At 73.8% G+C, this 21773-nt stretch carries 20 protein-coding genes; 1 reads left to right on the top strand and 19 read right to left on the bottom strand.

The window, feature by feature from the left end; all coding sequences use genetic code 11:
• Nucleotides 1–24: 24 nt before the first annotated feature.
• Genes aroB through aspS form a run of 9 tightly spaced genes read right to left on the bottom strand, consistent with a single transcriptional unit; the run spans nucleotide 25 to nucleotide 11397 of the window.
• The gene (gene aroB / locus DAA34_RS08340; RefSeq protein ID WP_106818433.1) at nucleotides 25–1101 is read right to left on the bottom strand and encodes a 3-dehydroquinate synthase; all 1077 of its coding nucleotides are present in this window, start codon (nucleotides 1099–1101) and stop codon (nucleotides 25–27) included.
• A complete protein-coding gene (locus tag DAA34_RS08335) occupies nucleotides 1098–1625 on the bottom strand; it encodes a shikimate kinase (protein WP_199847445.1) in 528 nt (175 codons plus the stop codon). Before DAA34_RS08335 ends, aroB begins: the two co-directional genes overlap by 4 nt.
• Complete coding sequence (aroC, locus tag DAA34_RS08330; protein WP_106818431.1) at nucleotides 1622–2851, bottom strand: chorismate synthase; 1230 nt, start codon at nucleotides 2849–2851, stop codon at nucleotides 1622–1624. Before aroC ends, DAA34_RS08335 begins: the two co-directional genes overlap by 4 nt.
• A 22-nt stretch (nucleotides 2852–2873) precedes the next feature.
• Nucleotides 2874–3731, bottom strand: a complete 858-nt coding sequence (locus DAA34_RS08325; RefSeq protein WP_106818430.1) for a shikimate dehydrogenase — start codon at nucleotides 3729–3731, stop codon at nucleotides 2874–2876.
• On the bottom strand, nucleotides 3716–4894 hold the full coding sequence (gene mltG, locus DAA34_RS08320) for an endolytic transglycosylase MltG (protein ID WP_106818429.1): 1179 nt from the start codon (nucleotides 4892–4894) through the stop codon (nucleotides 3716–3718). Before mltG ends, DAA34_RS08325 begins: the two co-directional genes overlap by 16 nt.
• Complete coding sequence (gene ruvX, locus DAA34_RS08315) at nucleotides 4891–5415, bottom strand: Holliday junction resolvase RuvX (RefSeq protein WP_234354172.1); 525 nt, start codon at nucleotides 5413–5415, stop codon at nucleotides 4891–4893. Before ruvX ends, mltG begins: the two co-directional genes overlap by 4 nt.
• Nucleotides 5408–8095 carry an alanine--tRNA ligase gene (gene alaS / locus DAA34_RS08310; protein ID WP_106818427.1) on the bottom strand — a complete coding sequence of 896 codons (2688 nt, stop codon included), beginning with the start codon at nucleotides 8093–8095 and terminating at the stop codon, nucleotides 5408–5410. Before alaS ends, ruvX begins: the two co-directional genes overlap by 8 nt.
• A 44-nt stretch (nucleotides 8096–8139) precedes the next feature.
• Nucleotides 8140–9528, bottom strand: a complete 1389-nt coding sequence (locus DAA34_RS08305) for a replication-associated recombination protein A (RefSeq protein ID WP_234354171.1) — start codon at nucleotides 9526–9528, stop codon at nucleotides 8140–8142.
• 36 nt (nucleotides 9529–9564) lie between these two features.
• On the bottom strand, nucleotides 9565–11397 hold the full coding sequence (gene aspS, locus DAA34_RS08300) for an aspartate--tRNA ligase (protein ID WP_106818426.1): 1833 nt from the start codon (nucleotides 11395–11397) through the stop codon (nucleotides 9565–9567).
• A 149-nt stretch (nucleotides 11398–11546) separates the two neighbouring features.
• Between aspS and DAA34_RS08295 the strand changes: the two genes are divergently transcribed.
• Nucleotides 11547–13049 (top strand): cell wall-binding repeat-containing protein, encoded by a 1503-nt coding sequence (locus DAA34_RS08295; RefSeq protein ID WP_158707681.1) that lies wholly within the window; start codon nucleotides 11547–11549, stop codon nucleotides 13047–13049.
• Nucleotides 13050–13064: 15 nt separating this feature from the next.
• Here the strand turns inward: DAA34_RS08295 and DAA34_RS08290 are convergent, their stop codons facing one another.
• The 10 genes from DAA34_RS08290 to DAA34_RS08245 are packed head-to-tail and all read right to left on the bottom strand — an operon-like array spanning nucleotide 13065 to nucleotide 21700.
• Nucleotides 13065–13697, bottom strand: a complete 633-nt coding sequence (locus tag DAA34_RS08290) for an NUDIX domain-containing protein (protein ID WP_106818424.1) — start codon at nucleotides 13695–13697, stop codon at nucleotides 13065–13067.
• Nucleotides 13694–15403 carry a CTP synthase gene (locus tag DAA34_RS08285; RefSeq protein WP_106818423.1) on the bottom strand — a complete coding sequence of 570 codons (1710 nt, stop codon included), beginning with the start codon at nucleotides 15401–15403 and terminating at the stop codon, nucleotides 13694–13696. Before DAA34_RS08285 ends, DAA34_RS08290 begins: the two co-directional genes overlap by 4 nt.
• Nucleotides 15404–15419: 16 nt before the next feature.
• Nucleotides 15420–15842 carry a hypothetical protein gene (locus DAA34_RS08280; protein WP_106818422.1) on the bottom strand — a complete coding sequence of 141 codons (423 nt, stop codon included), beginning with the start codon at nucleotides 15840–15842 and terminating at the stop codon, nucleotides 15420–15422.
• The gene (gene recN, locus DAA34_RS08275) at nucleotides 15839–17569 is read right to left on the bottom strand and encodes a DNA repair protein RecN (RefSeq protein ID WP_106818421.1); all 1731 of its coding nucleotides are present in this window, start codon (nucleotides 17567–17569) and stop codon (nucleotides 15839–15841) included. The genes DAA34_RS08280 and recN overlap by 4 nt, the downstream gene beginning before the upstream one ends.
• The gene (locus DAA34_RS08270; protein WP_106818420.1) at nucleotides 17566–18480 is read right to left on the bottom strand and encodes an NAD kinase; all 915 of its coding nucleotides are present in this window, start codon (nucleotides 18478–18480) and stop codon (nucleotides 17566–17568) included. The genes recN and DAA34_RS08270 overlap by 4 nt, the downstream gene beginning before the upstream one ends.
• The gene (locus tag DAA34_RS08265; RefSeq protein WP_106818419.1) at nucleotides 18480–19331 is read right to left on the bottom strand and encodes a TlyA family RNA methyltransferase; all 852 of its coding nucleotides are present in this window, start codon (nucleotides 19329–19331) and stop codon (nucleotides 18480–18482) included. The genes DAA34_RS08270 and DAA34_RS08265 overlap by 1 nt, the downstream gene beginning before the upstream one ends.
• Nucleotides 19328–19567: a hypothetical protein gene (locus tag DAA34_RS08260; RefSeq protein ID WP_106818418.1), complete on the bottom strand. Its 240-nt coding sequence runs from the start codon at nucleotides 19565–19567 to the stop codon at nucleotides 19328–19330. Before DAA34_RS08260 ends, DAA34_RS08265 begins: the two co-directional genes overlap by 4 nt.
• Entirely contained in the window at nucleotides 19564–20121 is a 558-nt protein-coding gene (locus DAA34_RS08255) for a hypothetical protein (protein WP_106818417.1), read from the bottom strand. Before DAA34_RS08255 ends, DAA34_RS08260 begins: the two co-directional genes overlap by 4 nt.
• Nucleotides 20118–20975, bottom strand: a complete 858-nt coding sequence (locus DAA34_RS08250; RefSeq protein ID WP_106818416.1) for an HAD-IIA family hydrolase — start codon at nucleotides 20973–20975, stop codon at nucleotides 20118–20120. The genes DAA34_RS08255 and DAA34_RS08250 overlap by 4 nt, the downstream gene beginning before the upstream one ends.
• Complete coding sequence (locus DAA34_RS08245) at nucleotides 20975–21700, bottom strand: tetratricopeptide repeat protein (RefSeq protein ID WP_234354170.1); 726 nt, start codon at nucleotides 21698–21700, stop codon at nucleotides 20975–20977. The genes DAA34_RS08250 and DAA34_RS08245 overlap by 1 nt, the downstream gene beginning before the upstream one ends.
• Nucleotides 21701–21773 lie beyond the last annotated feature (73 nt).

Raw genomic sequence — 21773 nt, 5'->3', positions numbered from 1 at the left:
GCCGACCGCCGGGCCAGCGGTCCGTCAGGCGGTGACGGCCTCGTAGGCGGTCCGTAGGAGAGCCTCGTCCGGCCCCACCAGCCGGGTCGGGTGCCCGGCGGAGGTGAGGGTGACGAAGCGCAACGTCGCGCCTCGGGTCTTCTTGTCCCGGCCCATCGCGACCCGCAGCTCGTCGAAGCCCGCCGTCCCCGTCCACCGGGTCGGCAGTCCGAGCCGCTCGTTGACGGCACGGTGGCGCGCCACGTCCTCGACGCCGAGGGTGCCCGCGGCGTGCGCGAGCTCCGCGGCGTAGACCATCCCGATCGCGACCGCGTCGCCGTGACGCATCCGGTACCCCTCCGCGAGCTCGATCGCGTGGCCGAAGGTGTGCCCGTAGTTGAGGATCTCGCGCAGCGAGGACTCCTTGAGGTCGGCCGCGACGACGCGCGCCTTGACGGAGATCTTCCGTTCGACCAGCTCCCGCAGGACCGGGGAGGACGGGTCGAGCGCCGCGCGCCCGTGCTTCTCAACGAGGTCGAGGATGACGGGGTCGGCGATCCAGCCACCCTTGACGACCTCCGCCAGGCCCGCGGCCCGGTCCACCTCCGGCAGGGTGTCGAGGGTGTCGAGGTCGCAGAGGACCCCGGCCGGCGGGTGGAAGGAGCCGACGAGGTTCTTGCCCTCCGGCGTGTTGATCCCCGTCTTTCCCCCCACGGCCGCGTCGACCATGCCGAGCACCGTCGTCGGGACGTGGACGACCGCCACCCCGCGCAGCCAGGTCGCCGCGACGAAGCCGGCGAGGTCGGTGACGCTCCCGCCGCCGACGGCCACGACCGCGTCGGAACGGGTGAAGGCTGCCTGGCCCAGGCGGGACCACAGGTCGGCGGCCACCTGGACCGCCTTGGCGGCTTCTGCGTCGGGGACCCCGGCGGCGTGGACGATGAGCCCGGCGTCACGCAGCGCGGCGATCACCGGATCGGCGAGCGCGGCGAGGTCCTGCGGGTGGACGACGAGGACCTGGCGGACGGCGTCGGGGAGCAGTCCGGCGACATGGCTCGAGACGCCGCGCCCGACGACCACCTCGTAGTCCTCCCCCACCGGGATGCGGGTGACCTCGCTCATCGCCCGGCCTCGCGGTCGTCCGCCCCGATCGCCTCGAGGACCGCGGAGGCGACCTGGGCCGGGGTCCGACCGGCAGTGTCGACGACGCGCGTCGCCAGCCGCTCGTACGTCGGGCGGCGGGCGGCCATGAGCTCGATCCACCGGGCCCGCGGGTTCACGGCCAGCAACGGGCGCGACCGGTCGAAGCCGACCCGGCGGGCGGCGTCCGCGATCCCGACGTCGAGCAGGACGACCGTCCGGCCGTCGAGGGCGGCCGCGATCTCCGGGGTCATCGGCCCCCCACCGCCGAGGCAGACGACGCCACCGTGCCGAAGCGCCTCGAGGGTGACCTCGCGCTCGAGATCCCGGAATACGGGCTCGCCGTCCTCGACGAAGATGTCGGCGACGGGCTTGCCCGCGCGCTGCTCGACCATGGCGTCGGTGTCGAGGATCTCGAGGCCGAGAGCGCGGGCGACCCGCGCCCCCGTCGTCGACTTGCCCGCTCCCGGCGGGCCGATGAGGACGACCTGATCGGGGACGGTCACCGGTCCCACGTCCGCATGAGCTCGGGGATCGACTCGAGGTAGGTCCGCATGTTGCAGGCCGTCTCGGTGACGCTGTCGCCCCCGAACTTCTCGATGCACGCCTCGGCGACGATGAGGGCGACCATCGCCTCGGCGACAACCCCCGCGGCGGGCACGGCGCAGACGTCCGAGCGCTGGTGGATCGCCGTCGCGGCGTCGGCGCTCGTGACGTCGATCGTGTCGAGGGCGCGCGGGACGGTGCTGATCGGCTTCATCGCGGCACGCACCCGCAGGACGTCTCCGGTCGACATGCCGCCCTCGGTCCCACCCGCCCGTCCGCTCCGACGACGGACGGTGCCCTCGGCGTCACGCTCCATCTCGTCGTGCGCGGCCGAGCCTCGGCGCGTGGCGGTCGTGAAGCCGTCGCCGACCTCGACGCCCTTGATCGCCTGGATGCCCATGAGCGCCGCGGCCAGCCGCGCGTCGAGCCGGCGATCCCAGTGGACGTGGGAGCCCAGGCCCGGGGGCAGGCCGTAGGCGAGGACCTCGACGACTCCGCCGAGGGTGTCCCCGTCCTTCTTCGCGGCGTCGACCTCGGCGACCATCGCGGCGCTGCCGGTGGGATCGAGCGTGCGCACCGGATCGGCGTCCAGCGCAGCCACGTCGTCGGGGGTGGGCAGCGGCGCGTCGCCGGCGACGGCGGCCGTCCCGATGGAGACCGTGTGCGAGACGAGCCGGATGCCGTAGGCCTGCTCGAGGAAGCGCGCCGCGACCTCCCCCAGGGCGACCCGTGCCGCGGTCTCGCGCGCGGAGGCTCGCTCGAGGACGGGTCGGGCCTCGTCGAAGCCGTACTTCTGCATCCCGACGAGGTCGGCGTGGCCGGGCCGGGGACGGGTCAGCGGTCGGTTGCGGGCCAGCTCCTTCTCGGCGCCGACGTCGTTCGCCCGGGCGAGGTCTGCGGCCTCCACCGGGTCGGCGGACATCACCGTCTGCCACTTCGGCCACTCGGTGTTGCCGATCATCACGGCGAGCGGGGAACCGATGCTCGACCCGTGCCGGACGCCGCCGAGGAAGGTCACCTCGTCGCGCTCGAAGGACATGCGGGCGCCGCGGCCGTAGCCCAGCCGGCGCCGGGCGAGCGCGTCGGCGACATCGCCGGTCGTCACCTCGACCCCGGCGGGCAGTCCCTCGAGGACGGCCACGAGGGCCTGGCCGTGCGACTCACCTGCGGTCAACCAGCGGAGCATGGGGCGCATCCTCCCACGGGCGTCAGTCGTCGTCGCTCGCCGTCCGCGCTGCGGATCGCATCGCGGCGACGACCTCGTCGCGGGCCTTCCGGCCCGTCATGAGCTCGACCTGCGCGGCCGCCTGGTGGATGAGCATCTCCAGGCCCCCGACGACCCGCCACCCGACGGCCGTCGCGGCCCGGGCCAGCGGCGTCGGCCACCCGGCGTAGACGACGTCGAGGAGGACGGGGGCGGGGTCCGACGGCGTCCGGACGCACGCCGCCACGGCGTGGGACCCCCCGGGCGGGAGGGTGCTGACGACGGCCTGCCCGGGGTCGTCGGCCCACTCCTCGAGCGGGCACACCTCGATCGGCAGGTCCCGGGAGAGCTCGGCGAGCGCGACGGACGCCTTCCGCGGATCTCGCGCCGCGACCCTGATCGACCCACTGACCGTCCCGGCGAGGGCGACGACGGCCGAGCGCGCCGTGGCCCCGGCCCCGAGCACGGTGGCCCGGGGGAGCTCGGTCTCGCCGAGGCCGAGCGCGCGGTGGATGCCGATGACATCGGTGTTGTCGGCGGCCCATCCCCCGTCGGCCCGGCGGACGAGCGTGTTGATCGATCGCGCCCGGCGCGCGCGCTCCGAGACCTCCGTGGCGACGTCGAACGCGGCCTCCTTCAGCGGCATCGTCAACGACAGCCCGCGCCACTCCTGCCCGAGCTCGGCGACGACGCCCGCGAGCTCGGCAGCGCCGACGCGGCGTCGGTCGTAGTGCCAGCCGGTGAGCCCGAGGGCCTCGTACGCCGCCGTGTGGAGGACCGGAGACAGCGAGTGCTCGATCGGGTCACCCAGCACCGCGGCCCGCTGGACCGGCGCCCCCGCAGCGGTCACTCGTTCGAGCACCCCGAGTCCGGGGTCTCGTTGCACCACCGCTGGAACTCCGCGACGTTGCGCTGGTGGTCGGCGAAGGTCGTCGCGAACTTCGTCTCGCCCGTGTCCCCGTTGACGGTGACGAAGTAGAGCCAGTCGCCCGACGCCGGGTCGCCTGCGGCCTCGATCGACTCCGCGCCCGGGTTGTTGATCGGGCCCGGGGGCAGGCCCGGCACCTTGTACGTGTTGTACGGGCTGTCGGAGTTGCGGTCCTTGTCCGACGTCGTGATCGTCCCGCGCTTCTGCGTGAGGTAGTGGATGGTGCTGTCCATCTGGAGCAGCCCGTAGACCGGAGCGCCCGTGGTGTCCAAGCGGTTGAGGATGACGCGCGCGACCTTGGTCCGGTCCGCGGAACCCGCCTCGCCCTCGATGATCGAGGCGATCGTCAGGGTCCGGTTCCACCGGGCCCGCGGGATCTTCGCCTTCTTCAGCTCCTTCTCGGTCTCCTCGATCATCGTGTTGAGCTGCGTCACCACGGGCGTCTTCTTGTCGAAGTCGTACGTCGAGGGGTAGAGCCAGCCCTCGATCCTGCCGTTCGCCTCGGCGGGGAGCTTCACCTTGCCGGAGGCCACGGCGGCCTCGTACTCGGACGCCTGGTGGCCCGTCGCCTTGCCGAGGATCTGGTAGATCTCCGATGCCCACTTCCCCTCGGCGATCGTCACGCCCGCGGAACGGTGCTTGCCGTCGGTGAGGGCGGTGAGGGCGTCGCTGGCACGCATGCCCCGCTGGAGCGTGTAGGTGCCCGGCTGGATCATCGCGGCCGCGTCGGGCGAGGCGGTCGCCGCCTGGACGAAGGCGCCGGCCGACTTGACCACGCCGCGCTCCTGGAGCGTCCGGCCGATCGCGTCACCGTTCTGGCCCGGCGCGATCGTCACCTCGACCGAGCCGTACCCCGGGCCCTCGAAGTCCTCCACGCTCGACCCCCCGACGCCGGGGATCTGGTCGAGGACCGGGCTGATCGATCCCCAGGCCAGGAACGCCCCGCACGACACGAGGGCCGCGGTCATGACGAGGACGATGAGGGCGCGTCCGCGCCGCTGGCGGGCGGGACGGCTGAGGTGGCGCCGCTCCCGGCGGGTGCGGGGGGCATCCCCGCGTGTCCCGAAGATCGAATCGTCGAGGCCCGGCTCGGTCATCCGTCCCTGTCCTTCGTCCGCGCCTTCCGGCGCCTTGACCCCACACGCTCGCCCGGCGGGCGACCGGCGGCCCGCTCGGCGTCGAGCGCGGCCTGGAGGATGAGCACTGCGGCCGCCTGGTCGACGACCTCCCGGTGCCGCCGACCGGGCACACCGCTGTCCCTGAGGCCGCGGTGGGCGTCGACCGTCGTCAACCGCTCGTCCACGAGCCGGACGGGACGATCGCCCACCCGGCTCGCAAGAACGTGAGCATAGCGACGCGCCGCCTGCGCGGCGGGACCGTCCTCGCCCGCGAGTGTCCGGGGCAGGCCGACGACGACCTCGAGCGCTTCGAGCTCCTCGACGATCGCCACCACCGGGCCGACGTCCGGGTCGCCGCCGGCGGCCTGCTCCGCGGCGACGTCCCGGGCGACCGTCGTGACCGGCGTGGCGAGGATCCCGTCGGCGTCGCTGCGCGCGACCCCGACCCGGACGGAGCCGACGTCGACGCCGACGCGCACCCCGCGGCGCGGCTCAGCCACGATCTGCGACGGCCCGCTCGATCGCGGCCAGCGCATCGCCGATCCTCGTCGCGTCCTGGCCGCCGCCCTGTGCCAGGTCCGGCTTGCCGCCGCCCCCGCCGCCGAGGGTCTGCGCCGCGACCTTGACGAGCGCGCCGGCCTGGAGCGTCCACTCGCGCGCGAGCGCGTTCGTCGCGACGACGACGACCGGTCGGCCGCCCGCGTCACCGGCGACGGCGACGACGACCGGGCGCTCCTCACCGAGCCGGCCGCGCGCGTCGAGGACCATCGCCCGGACGTCGTCCGCGGACGCGCCCTGGGCGTGGTGCGCCACGAGGGTGACGCCGGTGACGTCCTTCGCGTGGTCGGTGATCGACCCGGCAGCGGCGAGGACCTGCTCCCGGCGGAGCTGCTCGACCTGTCGCTCGGCGTCCTTGACCCGCCCGAGCACGTCGGAGATCCGCTCGACGAGCTCGCCCGGCTGCGCCTTGACCAGCGAGGACAGCTCCGCGACGATCGCCCGCTCCTTGGCGAGGTACCGCAGCGCCTCCATCCCGACGAAGGCCTCGAGACGCCGCACGCCCGAGCCGACCGAGGCCTCCCCCGTGAGCGTCAGCGGACCGACCTGGCTGGAGTGCCGCACGTGGGTGCCACCGCACAGCTCCCGGGACCACGGGCCGCCGATCTCGACGACGCGGACCTGCTCCCCGTAGGTCTCGCCGAACAGGGCGAGCGCACCCATCTCCCGGGCCTCGGGGAGGGTCATCCACATCGCGGAGACGGGCAGGTCGTCGCGGACCGCCGTGTTCGCGACCTCCTCGATCTCGCTGCGGGTCTCCGCCGAGAGGCCCTGGTTCCACGCGAAGTCGAGCCGGAGGTAACCCGGCTTGTTGTACGACCCGGACTGCAGCGCGGACGGGCCGAGCACCTCACGCAGCGCGGCGTGGACGACGTGGGTTCCCGAGTGGGCCTGGCAGGCCTCGACCCGCCACATCGGGTCGACCTTGGCGTGCGCGGCGGCGCCGATCCGCAGTCCGTCACCCTTCACCTCGACGGTGTGGACGACGAGCCCCTTGACCGGGCGCTGGACGTCCCGGACGACCAGGCGCGTACCGCCGAGCTCGATGACCCCGGAGTCGGCGATCTGACCGCCGGACTCGGCGTAGAAGGGCGTGCGGTCGAGGACGACCTGGACCCGCGAGCCGGACGGGACCTCCTGGACCTGGACGCCGTCGGAGACGATGCCGACGACCGAGCCCTCGGTCTCGAGCGCCTCGTAGGCCTTCCACTCGGTCTCCCCGAGCGCCCGCAGCTCCTTCCACACCTCCGTCGTCGCATGGCCGGATTTCTTCGCCTTCGCGTCGGCCTTCGCCCGCTCGCGCTGCTCCTGCATGAGGCGGGTGAAGCCCTCGCGGTCGACGGACAGCCCCTGCTCGGCCGCCATCTCGAGGGTGAGGTCGATGGGGAAGCCGTAGGTGTCGTGGAGGGCGAAGGCGTCCTCGCCGCCGAGGGTGTCGCCGCCCGCGGAGCGCGTCCGGGCGACAGCCGTGTCGAGGATCGTCGTGCCCTGCGCGAGCGTGCGGCGGAAGGCGACCTCCTCGGCGTAGGCGATCTGGGAGATCCGCTCGAAGCCGTCCCGCAGCTCGGGGTAGGACCGACTCATCCGCTCCATCGACACGGGCAGGAGGTGCGGCAGGGCCGGCTCGTCGTACCCGAGCAGGCGCATCGCGCGGACCGCGCGGCGCAGCATGCGGCGCAGGACGTACCCACGGCCCTCGTTGCCGGGCGTGACCCCGTCGCCGATGAGCATGAGCGAGGAGCGGACGTGGTCGGCGACGACCCGCAGGTGCACGTCGTCGGGGTGGGAGTCACCCGCGGTCTGGCCCGAGCGCTCGCCGTAGCGCCTGCCGGTCATCTCGGCGGCCTTCGCCAGCACGGGGAAGACCTCGTCGATCTCGTACATGTTGTCGACGCCCTGGAGGATCGAGGCCATCCGCTCCAGGCCCATCCCGGTGTCGATGTTCTTCTTCGGCAGCGGACCGAGGACGGGGAAACCCGACTTGCCGGAGCCCTCGCCGCGCTCGGACTCCATGAAGACGAGGTTCCACACCTCCATGTAGCGGTCCTCGTCGACCGCCGGGCCGCCCTCGTGCCCGTACTCCGGTCCGCGGTCGTAGAAGATCTCGCTGCACGGCCCGCACGGGCCGGGGACGCCCATCGACCAGAAGTTGTCGGCCATGCCGCGGCGCACGATGCGCTCGGCCGGGACGTCGGTGAGCTCGGTCCACAGCCGGGCCGCCTCGTCGTCGTCCTCGAAGACGGTGACCCACAGGCGGTCCTTCGCCAGGCCGTAACCGCCGTCGTCGAGGCTGCTCGTGAGCAGCTCCCACGCGAGCTCGATGGCCCCGGCCTTGAAGTAGTCGCCGAAGCTGAAGTTGCCGTTCATCTGGAAGAACGTGCCGTGCCGCGAGGTCTTGCCGACCTCGTCGATGTCGCCCGTGCGCACGCACTTCTGGACGCTCGTGGCCCGCTGCCACGCGGGGGTCTCCTGGCCGAGGAAGTACGGCTTGAAGGGCACCATCCCCGCGTTGACGAAGAGGAGGGTGGGGTCCTCGTGGATGAGCGGGGCGGACGGGACGACCGTGTGGCCATTCTTCTCGAAGAAGGCGAGCCAGCGGCGACGGATCTCGGCGGTTTCCATGGTGGGCCCGAGTCTAGGCCGCCGGGCAGGCGCCGCCGCCGAGGTCAGCGACGGGTGCCGCGAAGGATGCCGCGCAACCAGGTCCAGCGCTCCTGGAGCCGAGCCTCGAAGCCGCGGTCCGTCGGGCGGTAGTACGAGTGGTCGGCCATCCGCGCGTCGAGCGCGTCGGGCAGGTACTGCTGAGCGGCCACGCCCTCGGGCTCGTCGTGGGCGTAGGCGTACCCGCCGCGCTGCTGACCCCCGGAACTGCCCGCCGCCCGGGACGCCGCCGGGGTGTAGCCGCTCCCCCGCAGGTGCGGCGGAACCGGCCCGGCGAGCCCGGCCCGGACGTCCGCGATCGCCTCGTTGATCCCGACGTAGGCCGCGTTCGACTTGGGTGCGAGCGCAAGGTGGACGACGGCCTGGGCGAGGACGATCCGGGCCTCGGGCATCCCGATCTGGGCGACCGCGTGCATCGCGGCGACCGCGGTCTGCAGCGCCGTCGGGTCGCCCATGCCGACGTCCTCGCTCGCGGCGATGACGATCCGCCGCGCGATGAACCGCGGGTCCTCCCCCGCCTCGAGCTGCCGGGCGAGGTAGTGCAGCGCCGCGTCGACGTCGGAGCCACGCATCGACTTGATGAAGGCCGAGGCCACGTCGTAGTGCTGGTCGCCCGTGCGGTCGTACCGGACGGCGGCCCGCGCCACCGCCTGCTCGACGTGGGCGAGGGAGATCGCGTCCGCCCCTGCGTCGGTCGCGACCCCCGCCGCGGCCTCGAGGGAGGTCAGGGCCCGCCGGGCGTCCCCGCCGGCGATGGCAACGAGGTGGTCCCGGGCGTCGTCGGCGAGCGCGACCGCGCCACGCAACCCCCGCTCGTCCGACACCGCCGCGTCCAGGAGCGCCGCGACGTCGTCGTCGCCGAGCGGCTCGAGGGTGACGAGCACCGACCGGGACAGCAGCGGCGCGATGACCGAGAAGCTCGGGTTCTCCGTCGTCGCCGCGACGAGGATGACGAGCCGGTCCTCGACCCCGGGCAGCAACGCGTCCTGCTGGGCCTTCGTGAAGCGGTGGATCTCGTCGAGGAAGAGGACGGTCTGGCGTCCGTACATCGACCGGGTCCGGATCGCCGCGTCCATGACCGCCCGCACGTCCTTCACCCCGGCGGTGACCGCCGAGAGCTCGACGAAGTCCCGGTCCGCGGCCCCGGCGACGAGGTGCGCCAGCGTCGTCTTCCCCGTCCCGGGCGGACCCCACAGGATCGCCGACAGCGGGCCGGCCACCCCGCCCGCGCCCTCGATGAGCCGGCGCAGGGGGCTGCCGGGCCGGAGGATCTCCTCCTGCCCGCGGACCTCCCCGAGGGAGCGGGGCCGCATCCGCGCCGCGAGCGGCTGCAGCGGCGCCGGCGTCGGGCCGTCCGATGCCGGACCGTCCGCGGCGCTGAAGAGGTCGGACACCCGCCGCAGACTACGCCGCGGGCGCGACGGCGCCCGTCAGCTCTCGTTCGGGCTGACCTCCCGCGCGCCCTGCGGTGCAGGCGCGTCCCCGTCGTCCTCCGGGGTCGCGTCGATCCCGGCCTCGGCCCGCTGCTCCGGCGTGATCGGCGCGGGCGCGTCCGTCAGCGGGTCGTACCCGCCGCCGGACTTGGGGAAGGCGATGACGTCGCGGATCGAGTCGTAGCCGCCCAGGAGCATGACGATCCGGTCCCAGCCGAAGGCGATGCCGCCGTGCGGCGGGGCACCGAACTTGAAGGCGTCCAGGAGGAAGCCGAACTTCTCCTGCGCGTCCTCGGGCGACAGGCCCATGACCGCGAAGACCCGCTCCTGCACGTCGCGGCGGTGGATACGGATCGACCCGCCGCCGATCTCGTTGCCGTTGCAGACCATGTCGTAGGCGTACGCGAGCGCGCTGCCGGGGTCGGTGTCGAAGGTCTCGAGGTACTCGGCCTTCGGGGAGGTGAAGGCGTGGTGGACCGCCGTCCAGGCACCCGCGCCGACGGCGACGTCCCCGGAGGCGACCGCGTCGGCCGCGGGCTCGAAGAGCGGGGCGTCATTGACCCACAGGAACGACCAGGCATCCTCGTCGATGAGCTCGCAGCGCTTGCCGATCTCGAGCCGGGCGGCGCCCAGGAGCGCCCGCGAGACCTTCGGCTGGCCCGCGGCGAAGAAGATGCAGTCGCCGGGGTTCGCGCCGACCTTCGCCGCGAGACCGGCCTTCTCGTCGTCGCTGATGTTCTTCGCGACGGGACCGCCGAGCTCGCCGTCCTCACCGACCGTGACGTAGGCCAAGCCCTTGGCACCGCGCTGCTTGGCCCAGTCCTGCCACGCGTCGAACTGGCGTCGCGGCTGGCTCGCGCCACCGGGCATGACGACCGCGCCGACGTACGGGGCCTGGAAGACCCGGAACGGGGTGTCGCCGAAGTAGTCCGTCACGTCGACGAGCTCCTGGCCGAAGCGCAGGTCGGGCTTGTCGGTGCCGTACCGCTCCATCGCCTCGGTGTAGGACATCCGCGGGAAGGGCGTCGGCAGGTCGACCCCGATGAGCGCCCAGATCTCCTTCGCGAGCGCCTCGCCGAGCTCGAGCACGTCCTCCTCGGTGACGAAGGACATCTCGATGTCGAGCTGGGTGAACTCCGGCTGCCGGTCGGCGCGGAAGTCCTCGTCCCGGTAGCAGCGGGCGATCTGGTAGTACCGCTCCATCCCGGCGACCATGAGCAGCTGCTTGAAGAGCTGTGGGCTCTGCGGGAGGGCGTACCAGGAGCCGGGCGCGAGCCGCGCGGGCACGAGGAAGTCGCGGGCCCCCTCGGGCGTGGACCGGGTGAGCGTCGGCGTCTCGATCTCGACGAAGTCGCGGGCCTCGAGGACGCGGCGAGCCGCCGCGCTCACCTTGCTGCGCAGGCGGAGAGCGTGCCCGGCGTTGTGCGCGCCCGGGCGGCGCAGGTCGAGGTAGCGGTGCTTCAGGCGCGCCTCCTCGCCGACCGTGACCCGCTCGTCGATCTGGAACGGCAGCGGCGCGCTCGGGCTGAGCACCTCGATCGACCGGGCGACGACGTCGATCTCGCCGGTCGGCAGGTCGGGGTTGACGTCCTTGGCGTCGCGCGCGGTCACCTCGCCGACGATGGTGACGCAGAACTCGTTGCGCAGGTCGTGCGCCGCCCCGGTGAGGACCTCGTCCCGAGCGACGACCTGGACGACGCCGCTGGCGTCCCGCAGGTCGACGAACGCGACCCCACCGTGATCCCGCCGCTTGGCCACCCACCCCGAGAGGGTGACGGTCTGACCGGCGTGGTCGATCCGGAGCGATCCGGCGGTGTGGGTGCGCAGCACGACAGCGTCCTTAGGTCGGGGGTGCCGAGGGTGACGGCGCCGTCATCCTACGGACCTCGCCGCTCCCGCCGCCGCGCCGTGTGCCGGTACGGTGGTCGACGCTCGGCGTCGCCGCTGGTCCGCCACCCTCCCGACCGGAAGGTCCACCTGTGCCCTCCCCCCTGACCCGTCGTTCGCTCCTCGGCGCCGGTCTCGGCGTCGGTTCGTTGGCCCTTGCCGCGTGCTCCGGCGGTGACGCACCCGGCCAGAGCGCCGCGGCACCTGACCCCGACGCGCATGTGGTCCTGCGGGACCCGGACGTCGTCGCCGCCTCGGGCGCCCGAGCAGCCCTGCTCGTCAGCGCGGGTCTGTTCGAGCGGGCCCGCGTCGCCGTCGTGGCCGCTGGCGAGGCCGACCACGCCGCGGCGGCGGAGGTCGCGCAGCGCCTGCGGGTCCCCGCCCTGCCGGGTGACGCCGACGGCCTCACCGAGGAGCTCGAGCGGCTGGGCACCGAGGTCGTCCGCACCGTGGGAGAGCCCGAGGGCGGCTGGGGCGACCGCCTCGGGGACCGCGAGGCCACCACCGAAGATCCGGACGTGCGGGTCGACGATCCCGCCCGGGGCCTCACCCTGCTCGTGGCCACGAAGGCACGTCTCGACGATCCCTCGTACACCCTCGCCGTCGCGACGGCGCGCGCCGCCGGCGCCGGCGAGCCCGTCGTCGTCGCGGGTGACCCACGAGGCACCGACCGGCTCGCGGACTTCCGCAAGGACGTCGGCGACACCCGTGTCGTGGCCATCGGCCCCGGCCTCGGGCCCGACGGGTCGAGCTCGTCCCCGGAGGCCGTCGAGCACCGGTTGACGATGGCGCTCGGAGCGCGCGAGCTGCCCGGTGGCGGGGTCCTGCCCTTCCCGGGCCGCCACCTCGTCGCGCTCTACGGCCAACCGCGGACCCCCGCGCTCGGGGTGCTCGGCGAGCAGGGGCCCGGTGGAGCCGTCAAGCTGGCCAAGCGCTACGCGAAGGACTACGCGAGCCTCGTCGACGGCCCCGTCCAGCCGGCCTTCGAGATCATCGCGACAACCGCGCTCGGCAGCCCCGGCAAGGACAACCTCTACTCCGGTGTCATGCCGCCGGGGTGGATCGAGCCGTGGGTGGACGCGGCCGAGAAGGCCGGCATCCTCGTCATCCTCGACCTCCAGCCGGGGCGCGCGAGCATGCTCGACCAGGCGAAGAAGTACGAGCGCCTCCTCGCCCGGCCGCACGTCGGGCTCGCGCTCGACCCCGAGTGGAAGCTGACGAAGGACCAGCTCCCGCTGCAGCAGATCGGATCGGTCGACGTCGCGGAGATCAACGAGGTCGGCGACTGGCTGGCGGCGCTCGTCACGCGGAAGAACCTGCCGCAGAAGATCTTCACGATCCATCAGTTCCGTCTCGACATGATCCGTCACCGCGGGCGCCTCGCCTCGTGGGACGAGCTCGCGACCGTCATCCACGTCGACGGGTCCGGGACGCCGGGGATGAAGTTCGACACCTGGCGCGCGATCCGTCAGGACATGCCCGCGGGGGTCCACCTCGGGTGGAAGAACTTCATCGACGAGGACACCCCGATGCTCACCCCGCGGCAGACCGTCGAGCAGGTGAAGCCCTTCCCGGCGCTCATCACCTACCAGTGAGCACGCCCGTGGGGCTCAGTCGCCCACCCGGGGGTGGATGTCGAAGCGCACGTCGGCCGGGCGGAGACCGGCCCAGCCGCGAGCGCGCAGCTCGCGCACGGCGAGCAGCCCGACCATGAGGGTGCCGTTGTGGATACGCCCCTCGAGCACCGCGTCGACGACCTCGTCGAGCGGGACGGAGCGGCGCTGCATCTGCGCTTCCTCGCCCTCGCGCTCGAAGCGCTCGTCGTCGGCGACGTCGCGGAGGTCACGCGCGAGGTAGATCCGCAGGGCCTCGTCCATGCCGCCGGGCGAGGGGCGGTGGTCCACGAGCACGTTCCACGTGTCCGCGACGAGGTCGACCTCCTCGGCGAGCTCGCGTCGAGCCGCCTCGAGGGGGTCCTCCCCCGCGATGTCGAGCAGACCCGCCGGCAGCTCCCACTCGTGCGCCGCGACCGGGTGACGGTACTGCTGCACGAGGACGACCCGGTCCTCGTCGTCGAGCGCGAGGATCGCGACCGCCCCCGGGTGGCGGACCACCTCTCGGACGAGCTCGTCGCCGTGGAAGGCGAAGGTGTCGCGGTCGACGTCCCAGACCTTGCCGTCGAAGACCCGCTCCGTGGACAGGACCTCGGGCTGCTCGGGCCGGTCGGCGAGCGCCTCGCTCACGCGCCGGCCTCGTGGTGACCGCCGGCGTGCGGGTCGACCTCGACGAGCCGCTGCTCGCGCTGGCGTTCGAGCGCCGCGCCGACGAGGCCCGCGAAGAGCGGGTGGGCGCGGTGCGGCCGGGAGCGGAACTCCGGGTGGGCCTGGGTGGCGACGTAGTAGGGGTGGACCTCGCGCGGCAGCTCGACGAACTCGACGAGGCCCCACTCGTGGTGCGTGCCGCTGACGACGAGGCCCGCGGCCGTGAGCCGGTCGCGGTACTCGTTGTTCACCTCGTAGCGGTGCCGGTGCCGCTCGACGGCGGTGCTCGCGCCGTACGCCTCGGCGACGACCGACCCGGCAAGGAGGTCTGCCGACTGCGCGCCCAGGCGCATGGTGCCGCCGAGATCACCCTGGCCTTCGACGAACGCCTTCTGCTCCTCCATGGTGGCGATGACCGGGGCGGTCGTGCCGGGGTCGAACTCGCTCGAGGAGGCGTCGGCGATCCCCGCGACCTCGCGGGCGAACTCGATGACCATGCACTGCAGGCCCAGGCAGATGCCGAGCGTCGGGACCCCCCGCGTGCGCGCCCACGTGAGCGCCCCGATCTTGCCCTCGATGCCCCGCACCCCGAAGCCGCCCGGGACGAGGACGGCGTCGACCCCGCCGAGGGCCTTGGAGGCGGACGCGTCGTCCTGGCAGTCGTCGGAGGCGACCCAGCGGATGCGGACCCGGGCGTCGTGGTGGAAGCCGCCGGCCCGCAGCGCCTCGGTGACCGACAGGTACGCGTCGGGCAGGTCGATGTACTTGCCGACGAGCGCGACCTCGACCTCGTGCGCCGGGTCGTGCACCCGCTGCAGGAGCCGGTCCCAGTCGGTCCAGTCCACGTCACGGAACCCGAGGTCGAGGCGGCGGATGACGTAGGCGTCGATCCCCTGGGCGTGGAGGACCTTCGGGATGTCGTAGATGCTCGGCGCGTCGACGCACGCGGCGACCGCGTCCTCGGCGACGTCGCACATGAGCGAGATCTTGCGCTTGATCCCCTCGGGGATGTCCCGGTCGGCCCGCAGGACGAGCCCGTCGGGCTGGACGCCGACCTGCCGCAGCGCCGCGACCGAGTGCTGGGTCGGCTTGGTCTTCAGCTCACCGCTCGGGGCGAGGTAGGGCACGAGGGAGACGTGGAGGAAGAAGCTGTTGTCCCGGCCGATCTCGTGCCGCACCTGGCGGGCCGCCTCGAGGAACGGGAGGGACTCGATGTCACCGACGGTCCCGCCGATCTCGGTGATGATGACGTCCGGCGCGTCGCGGTCCTCGATGCCGGGGCTGCCCGCGGCGGGGGCCCGCATCCGGTCCTTGATCTCGTTCGTGATGTGCGGGATCACCTGGACGGTGTCGCCGAGGTACTCTCCGCGCCGCTCGCGCGCGATGACCGAGCTGTACACCTGCCCGGTCGTGACGTTGGCCGACCCCTCGAGGTTGACGTCGAGGAAGCGCTCGTAGTGCCCGATGTCGAGGTCGGTCTCGGCGCCGTCCTCGGTGACGAACACCTCGCCGTGCTGGAACGGGTTCATCGTGCCGGGGTCGACGTTGATGTACGGGTCGAGCTTCTGCATCGTGACCCGCAGCCCGCGGCTGCGGAGCAGGTTGCCGAGGCTCGAGGCGGTGAGCCCCTTGCCGAGGGAGGAGGCCACGCCCCCGGTCACGAAGATGTGTTTCGTCAGGCTCGCCACGGGCTTCAACCCTACGTCACGCGAGCGGCTCGGTGAGCCACCCCGCCAGCTCGACCGCCGACGGGTGGGCGGCCACCTCGACGCGCCGCGAGCGGACGACGTGCGCCCGGTCGGCGGTGGAGCCGTCGGCGGCGATGACGAGGTCGGCCCGGCGCGCCAGGACGGCGAGGGCCGGGGTGGTCGTCGCACCGTCGGCGAGGGCGACGACCCGCGGGCGGTCGAGGGCGGCCAACAGGACGCTGGCGACCGCGGCTGCCGTGCCGCCGGCGCGGGCGTCGAGCAGGACCGCGTCGGTCCCGCGAGCAGCCCGCCGGAGGGCACGTGCGGACGCCGGCCCCGCCGGGGGGCCCAGCGTGATGACGAGGTGACCGGCGTCGGTGAGCGATTGCCGCAGTCCCGCGGGACCGGTCGACGGGTGCAGGAGCACGATCCGGCTCATCGGGCGGTTCCTTCCGCTCGGGCGTCCGCGACGGCGGTCTGCGCGTCGTCGAACAGCTGCTGGGCGTGGGCGCGGGCCGTCTCGCCCTCGTCGCCGCCCATCATCCGGGCGAGCTCGGCCACTCGCTCGGCCGGGTCGAGATCGACGACGTCGCTGCGGGTCACCTGACCGTCGGTGGACTTGCGGACGACGAGATGCCGGTCGGCGTGCGCGGCGACCTGGGCGAGGTGGGTGACGACGACGACCTGGTGCGAGCGGGCCAGGGCCGCCAGCCGCGAGCCGATGTCGAGCGCCGCCCGCCCGCCGACGCCCGCGTCGACCTCGTCGAAGACGTAGGTCGGTCCGCTCCCCCGCTGCGTGGGTGCTGGACCGGCGAGCGCGACCTCGAGGGCGAGCATGATCCGGGAGAGCTCGCCGCCTGAGGCGGCCTTCGTCACCGGCAGCAGATCCGACCCGGGATTGGCCGAGAAGAGGATCTCGACGCGGTCTCGCCCCCGCGGCCCGTCCGGGCCGTCGCCGACGGCGATCGCCAGGCGCGCCCTCGGCATGGCGAGGGTGACGAGCTCGGCGGTCGCGGCGGCCTCGAGCCGAGCCGCGGCGGCCGTGCGCAGCGCGGTGAGCTCGTCGGCAGCGGTGGCGTAGGCCCCACGCAGCAGCTCGAGACGCTCGTCGGCTCCCTCGAGCAGATCGGTGGCCGCGTCGATCTCGGCGATGCGCGACGCGCCCCGTTCGCCGGAGGCGAGGACGTCGGCGATGGTGTCACCGTGCCGTCGCACGAGCGCGGCGATGACGGCCCGGCGCTCCTGCACCCAGGCGTGGCGCTCCGGGTCGACGTCGACGCGGTCGGCGTAGGAGGCGAGGTCGATCCCGACCTCCTGGGCCAGGGTCGCGACCTCGGCCAGGCGGTCGTCGAGCTCGGCGAGCTGCGGGTCGTGCTCGCGGACCCGTCCGAGGTGGCCCCGAGCGCCACCGACGAGCGCTGCGACGTCGTGGCCGCTGCCCGTGTCGTCCCCGAGGAGCGCGTCGCGCGCGGACGCGGCAGCGGCACGCAGGTCGTCCGCCCACGCGAGCCGGTCGTCCTCGATCCGCAGCCGGTCGTCCTCGTCGGGCAGGGGCTCGACACGCGCGATCTCCTCGAGCCGCTCGAGGAGGACCTCGCGCTCCAGAGCCCGGTCCCGGGCGTCCGCGCGCAGGCGCTCGATCTCCTCGGTCGCCGCCCGCAGCGCCTCCCAGGCGAGGGCCACGCGCTCGATCGCCGCGGCCACCGTCGGGCCGCCGAAGACGTCGAGGACGGCGCGGTGCTCGTCGCTCCGGCGCAGGCGCCACTGGTCGGCCTGACCGTGGATCGCGACGACGTGCTCCCCGATCTCGCCGAGCACGGACACGGGAACCCGCCGGCCTCCGAGGTGTGCCTGACCGCGTCCGTTCGGGGCGACCGTGCGGACGACGACGAGCTCGTCACCGTCGAGGTCTCCCCCGGCCTCGTCGACGCGGTCCCGGACGGCGTGCGGCGCGGGCACCTCGAGGACGGCCTCGACGAGGGCCCGCTGCGTCCCGGACCTGACGACGGCCGTGTCCGCTCGGCCCCCCGCGAGTAGCCCGAGGGCGGTGACGACCATCGTCTTGCCGGCGCCGGTCTCGCCGGAGATGACGGTGAGACCGTCGGCGAGGGAGAGCTCGGCCTCCGCGATGACGCCGAGGTCACGCAGACGGACCTCTCGGATCACGAGCGGTCCTCCCGGGCACGGCCGCGCCAGCCGTGGACGGACAGGTCGAACTTCGCGACGAGGCGGTCGGTGAACGGGGCGTCGCTCAGCCGCGCGAGACGGACCGGGATCGCCGACTGGGTGACCTCGATCCGGGCACCGGGCGGGAGGTCCACGGCACGGCGGCCGTCGCACCAGACGACCCCGAGGCCGTCCGTGTGCGGGACGACCTCGACCGCCAGGCGGGAACGGGGCCCCAGGACGACGGGCCGGGCGAAGAGGGCGTGCGCGCTGATGGGGACGAGGAGGATCGCCTCGACGTCGGGCCAGATCACCGGCCCACCGGCGGAGAAGGCGTAGGCCGTCGAGCCGGTCGGGGTGGCAATGACGACGCCGTCGCAGCCCCAGGTGGACAGCGGCCGGCCGTCGATCTCGGCGGTGAGCTCGAGCATCCGCTCGCGGGCTGCCTTCTCGACGGTCGCCTCGTTCAGGGCCCAGCCGCGGAAGATCTCGCGCCCCGCGTGGGTGGCGACGACCTCGAGGGTCATCCGGTCCTCGACGACGTAGTCCCGGGCGAGCATCCGGTCGACGGTGACGTCGAGGGCGTCGCGCTCGGACTCGGCGAGGAACCCCACGTGGCCGAGGTTGACGCCGATGAGCGGCACGCCGAGGTCGCGGGAGAGCTCGGCACCGCGCAGGATCGTCCCGTCGCCGCCCAGCACGCAGACGAGCTCGCACCCGCGCGCCGGCTGCTGCGGATCGGCGGAGACGACGCCGGGGAGGGCCAGGAGCTGATCGGCACCGGGCTGCTCGGGGTCGACGGCGACCTCGACTCCCGCGGCCCGAACGCGGGCGGTGACGGCGCGCGCGCTGTCGAACGCCTCGGCCCGGCTCGGGTGCGCGACCAGGAGGATCCTGCGCTGCGGCGCCATCAGCCCTCCTCCGTCGCGACGATCCGGTCGATCTCCATCTCCAGAGCCTGCCATGTCAGGGCGCTGCTGGCCCCGGTCGGGGCCGGACCGGTGGCGTCCGGGTCCAGGTCTGCCGTACGGGTCAGCCACAGGAGGTACTCGCGGTTGCCCGTCGTGCCGACCACGGGGCTCGGCAGGGCCCGCCGCGGCTGGAGCCCGGCAGCGGCGAGGGCGTGCGCGGCCTCGAGGACCGCGTGGCGACGAGCGGACGCGGACCGGACGAGGCCGTTCTTCCCCAGGCGCTCGCGACCGACCTCGAACTGGGGCTTCACGAGGACGATCGCGTGCCCGCCGGCGCGGACGAGCCCGGCGAGGTCCTCCGCGACGGTGCCGAGGGACACGAAGCTGAGGTCGGCGACGAGCACGTCGAAGGGCCCGCCGACGGCGCTCGGGTCCAGGCCGCGGACGGTCGTTCCGGAGTGGTCGGTGACGCGCGGGTCGTCCGCCACCACGGGAGCGAGCTGGCCGTGGCCGACGTCGATCGCGGCGACGCTCGCCGCACCCCTGCGGATGAGGACCTGGGTGAACCCTCCCGTCGAGGCGCCGACGTCCACGCACCGGGCGCCCCCGACGGTCGGGGCGTCCCGGCCGAGCCCGGCCAGCGCGCCCTCGAGCTTGAACGCGCCGCGGCCGACCCACGCCGGACCGTCGCGCTCCACCTCCACCGCGTCGTCGTCCTCGACGGGATGGGACGCGCGCCGGGCCGGGCCGCCGTTGACGGTCACCGCGCCCGAGCGCACGAGCTGGGTGGCCTCCCCGCGTGACCGGGCGAGGCCGGCCCGCACGAGGTGGACGTCGAGGCGCTCGGTCATTCCCCGAGGTCGGACAGGCGAGCCCGGAGCCGCGTGTGGAGCTCCTCCGCCGCGCTCAGCTGCGCATCGAGGTCACCCGTCTCGGCGGCGGCGAGCTCGGCGAGAGCCCCGTCGATGACGGTGTCCCCGGTCTGCGGGACACCTGCGGTCGTGGCGCTCGTCGCCGGCGGCGAGTGGAGCGTCGGACCGCCGGCGGGCGGCGGTCCCGGCACCGGACCCGGTCGCAGCTCGCTCACGCGTCGGACCGCGGGGTGGTCTGGCGCGGCGTCCGACCCTTCTCGGCGTTCTTCGCGGCGCCCGTGGCGGCCGCCTTCGCGGACGACCGCGCGGGCGTCTTCTTGGCCGAGGTCTTCGCAGCAGCAGCGTTCTGCCCGGGCGTCTTCGCAGGAGTCGTCCTGGCAGCAGCGGCCTTGTTCGCCGTCGACGTCCCAGTCACCGTCGTCGCGGCCTTGCGTGCCGTGGTCTTCGCCGCCGTCTTCCGAGGCGTGCTCTTCGACGCGGTCTTCCGGGTCGTGGTCTTCCGTGCCGCGGCCTTCGCCACCGTCTTCCGTGCCGGGGTATTCGGCGTCTCGGTCTCCTCGTCCCCTGCCAGCCGGAGCGACACCGCCGCGAGATCGCCCTCGTCCTCGGCCGGCCACGGGCTCGTGCCCCGACCCGCCGCAGCGTTGTCGCGGGCACCCGCGACGAGGAGGGTGTCGGCGAGCCGGACGACGGTGAGGGCACGGTCGAGGACTGCCTCGGTGGTCGACAGACCGAGGTGCAGCACGGCGCGGGTGAGGGGCGGGATCACGGCGACCTCCGGTCGAGAGGATGGTTCGGTTCACCGTACGCCACGGGGCCGACGCCCCGAAGGACCAAGCCGGGCAGCCCCGCCAGGTCCTCGAGGACAGCGGCCGGGATGTCTGCCCGGGGCACGGTGGTTGCGTCGAGCGGCGTCGTCGCATCGATCCCGGTGCGCACGAGGACACTGCTCAGCCCGGCTGCGTTCGCGCCCCGGACATCGGTCGACAGTCGGTCGCCGACCGCGAGCACCCGGGCCGGTTCGGGATCGCCGAGGCGCCGCAGCGCCTCCCGGTAGAACGTGGACGACGGCTTGCCGGTGACGACCGGGCGCATCCCTGCCGCCGCGGCGACGACGTCGATGAGCGCGCCGTTGCCGGGTACCGGACCGAGCTCCGACGGCAGCGTCGGGTCCGCGTTCGTCGCCACCCACGCGGCGCCTCGTCGCACGGCGACGACGGCCCGCCCCAGGTCAGCCGCGGTCGTCCCCGGCGCGAAGCCCTGCACCACGACGTCCGCGGCCAGCGGGTCCTCGACGAGCACCAGCCCTACGCGCACGAGCTCCTCACCGAGCGCGCGGGAACCGACGGAAAGGACACGAGCCCCAGGGTGCTCGCGCTGGACGTGGTTGGCAGCGACGCGGGCGCTGGTGAGGACCTGGTCCGGCGCGCAGCGGATGCCCGTCGTCGACAGCAGGGCAGCGACGTCATCGGACGAGCGCGAGGCGTTGTTCGTCGCGATGACCACCGGGACCTCGAGCCCAGCCACGGCCTCGGCGGCGCGCGGAACCGGGGTGCGGCCGTGGAGCAGGACCCCGTCGACGTCGAGAACCACCCCGAGGACGGGGCGAGGTACCCGGGTCATCACTCCTCGATGACGACGACGCCCTCGAGCTCGGCCAGCCGGTCGTCGGCGTCCGTCGTCAGCTCGACGTCCGCTTCCGCCGCCTTGCCGAACCACTCCCGCGCCTCGTCGACGCGATCCAGGGCGAGCAGGACATCGGCGTAGGCGTAGTAGAGCCGCGCCAGCTCGGGTCGAAGGCGACCTCGAAGCGCGGGGACCTCCAGCTCCAGCCGAGCAGCTTCCGCCTGGCCGAGGTCGAGACGGATACCCGAGCGGACGATGGTCAGCTCGAGCGCTTCCGCCGGTCCGAGAGTCGCCGCCTCCGGGCTCGAGGCGAGCTCGAGGGCACGCTCGTGCCGGCCCAACCCCCGCTCGCAGTCCACCATGAGCGGCAGCAGGTGCGAGGAGCCCCCCAGACGTCGGACCGTGCGGAACTCCGACAGGGCGCGCGCGAAGTCGCCGAGCCGGTAGGCAACGAGGCCCAGGGCTTCCCGTGCAGCCGGAACCCGACCCGCACGGCGGGCCGCCGTCTCCGCATGGGCGAGCGCACCGTCGAGGTCGTCGGCCTCCATGAGGGCTGCGGCCATGACCAGGTGCTTGGCGACGCCGTCCGCATTCTCCTTGCTCAACGTTCGCAGCTGCTGGTGCACCGCCCGATCGAGCTCCTTGCCCGTGACCTCGTCGGGGATCGCCGGCTCGGGCTTACGACCCTCCCTGGGCACGAGGCGCGGGCCGGTGGCCTCCACGTTCCGGTCGGCGCCGGCACGAGCCGGCCTCCGGCTTCCCGACTCGGGGCGCGCACCGGTACCGCCGCGTGCG

It is taken from the genome of Janibacter massiliensis, assembly GCF_900289115.1.
GTDB classification, from domain to species: Bacteria; Actinomycetota; Actinomycetes; order Actinomycetales; family Dermatophilaceae; genus Janibacter_A; species Janibacter_A massiliensis.
Note: the sequence above shows the minus strand (reverse complement) of the source record. Positions and strands in the feature narration are given on the sequence as shown.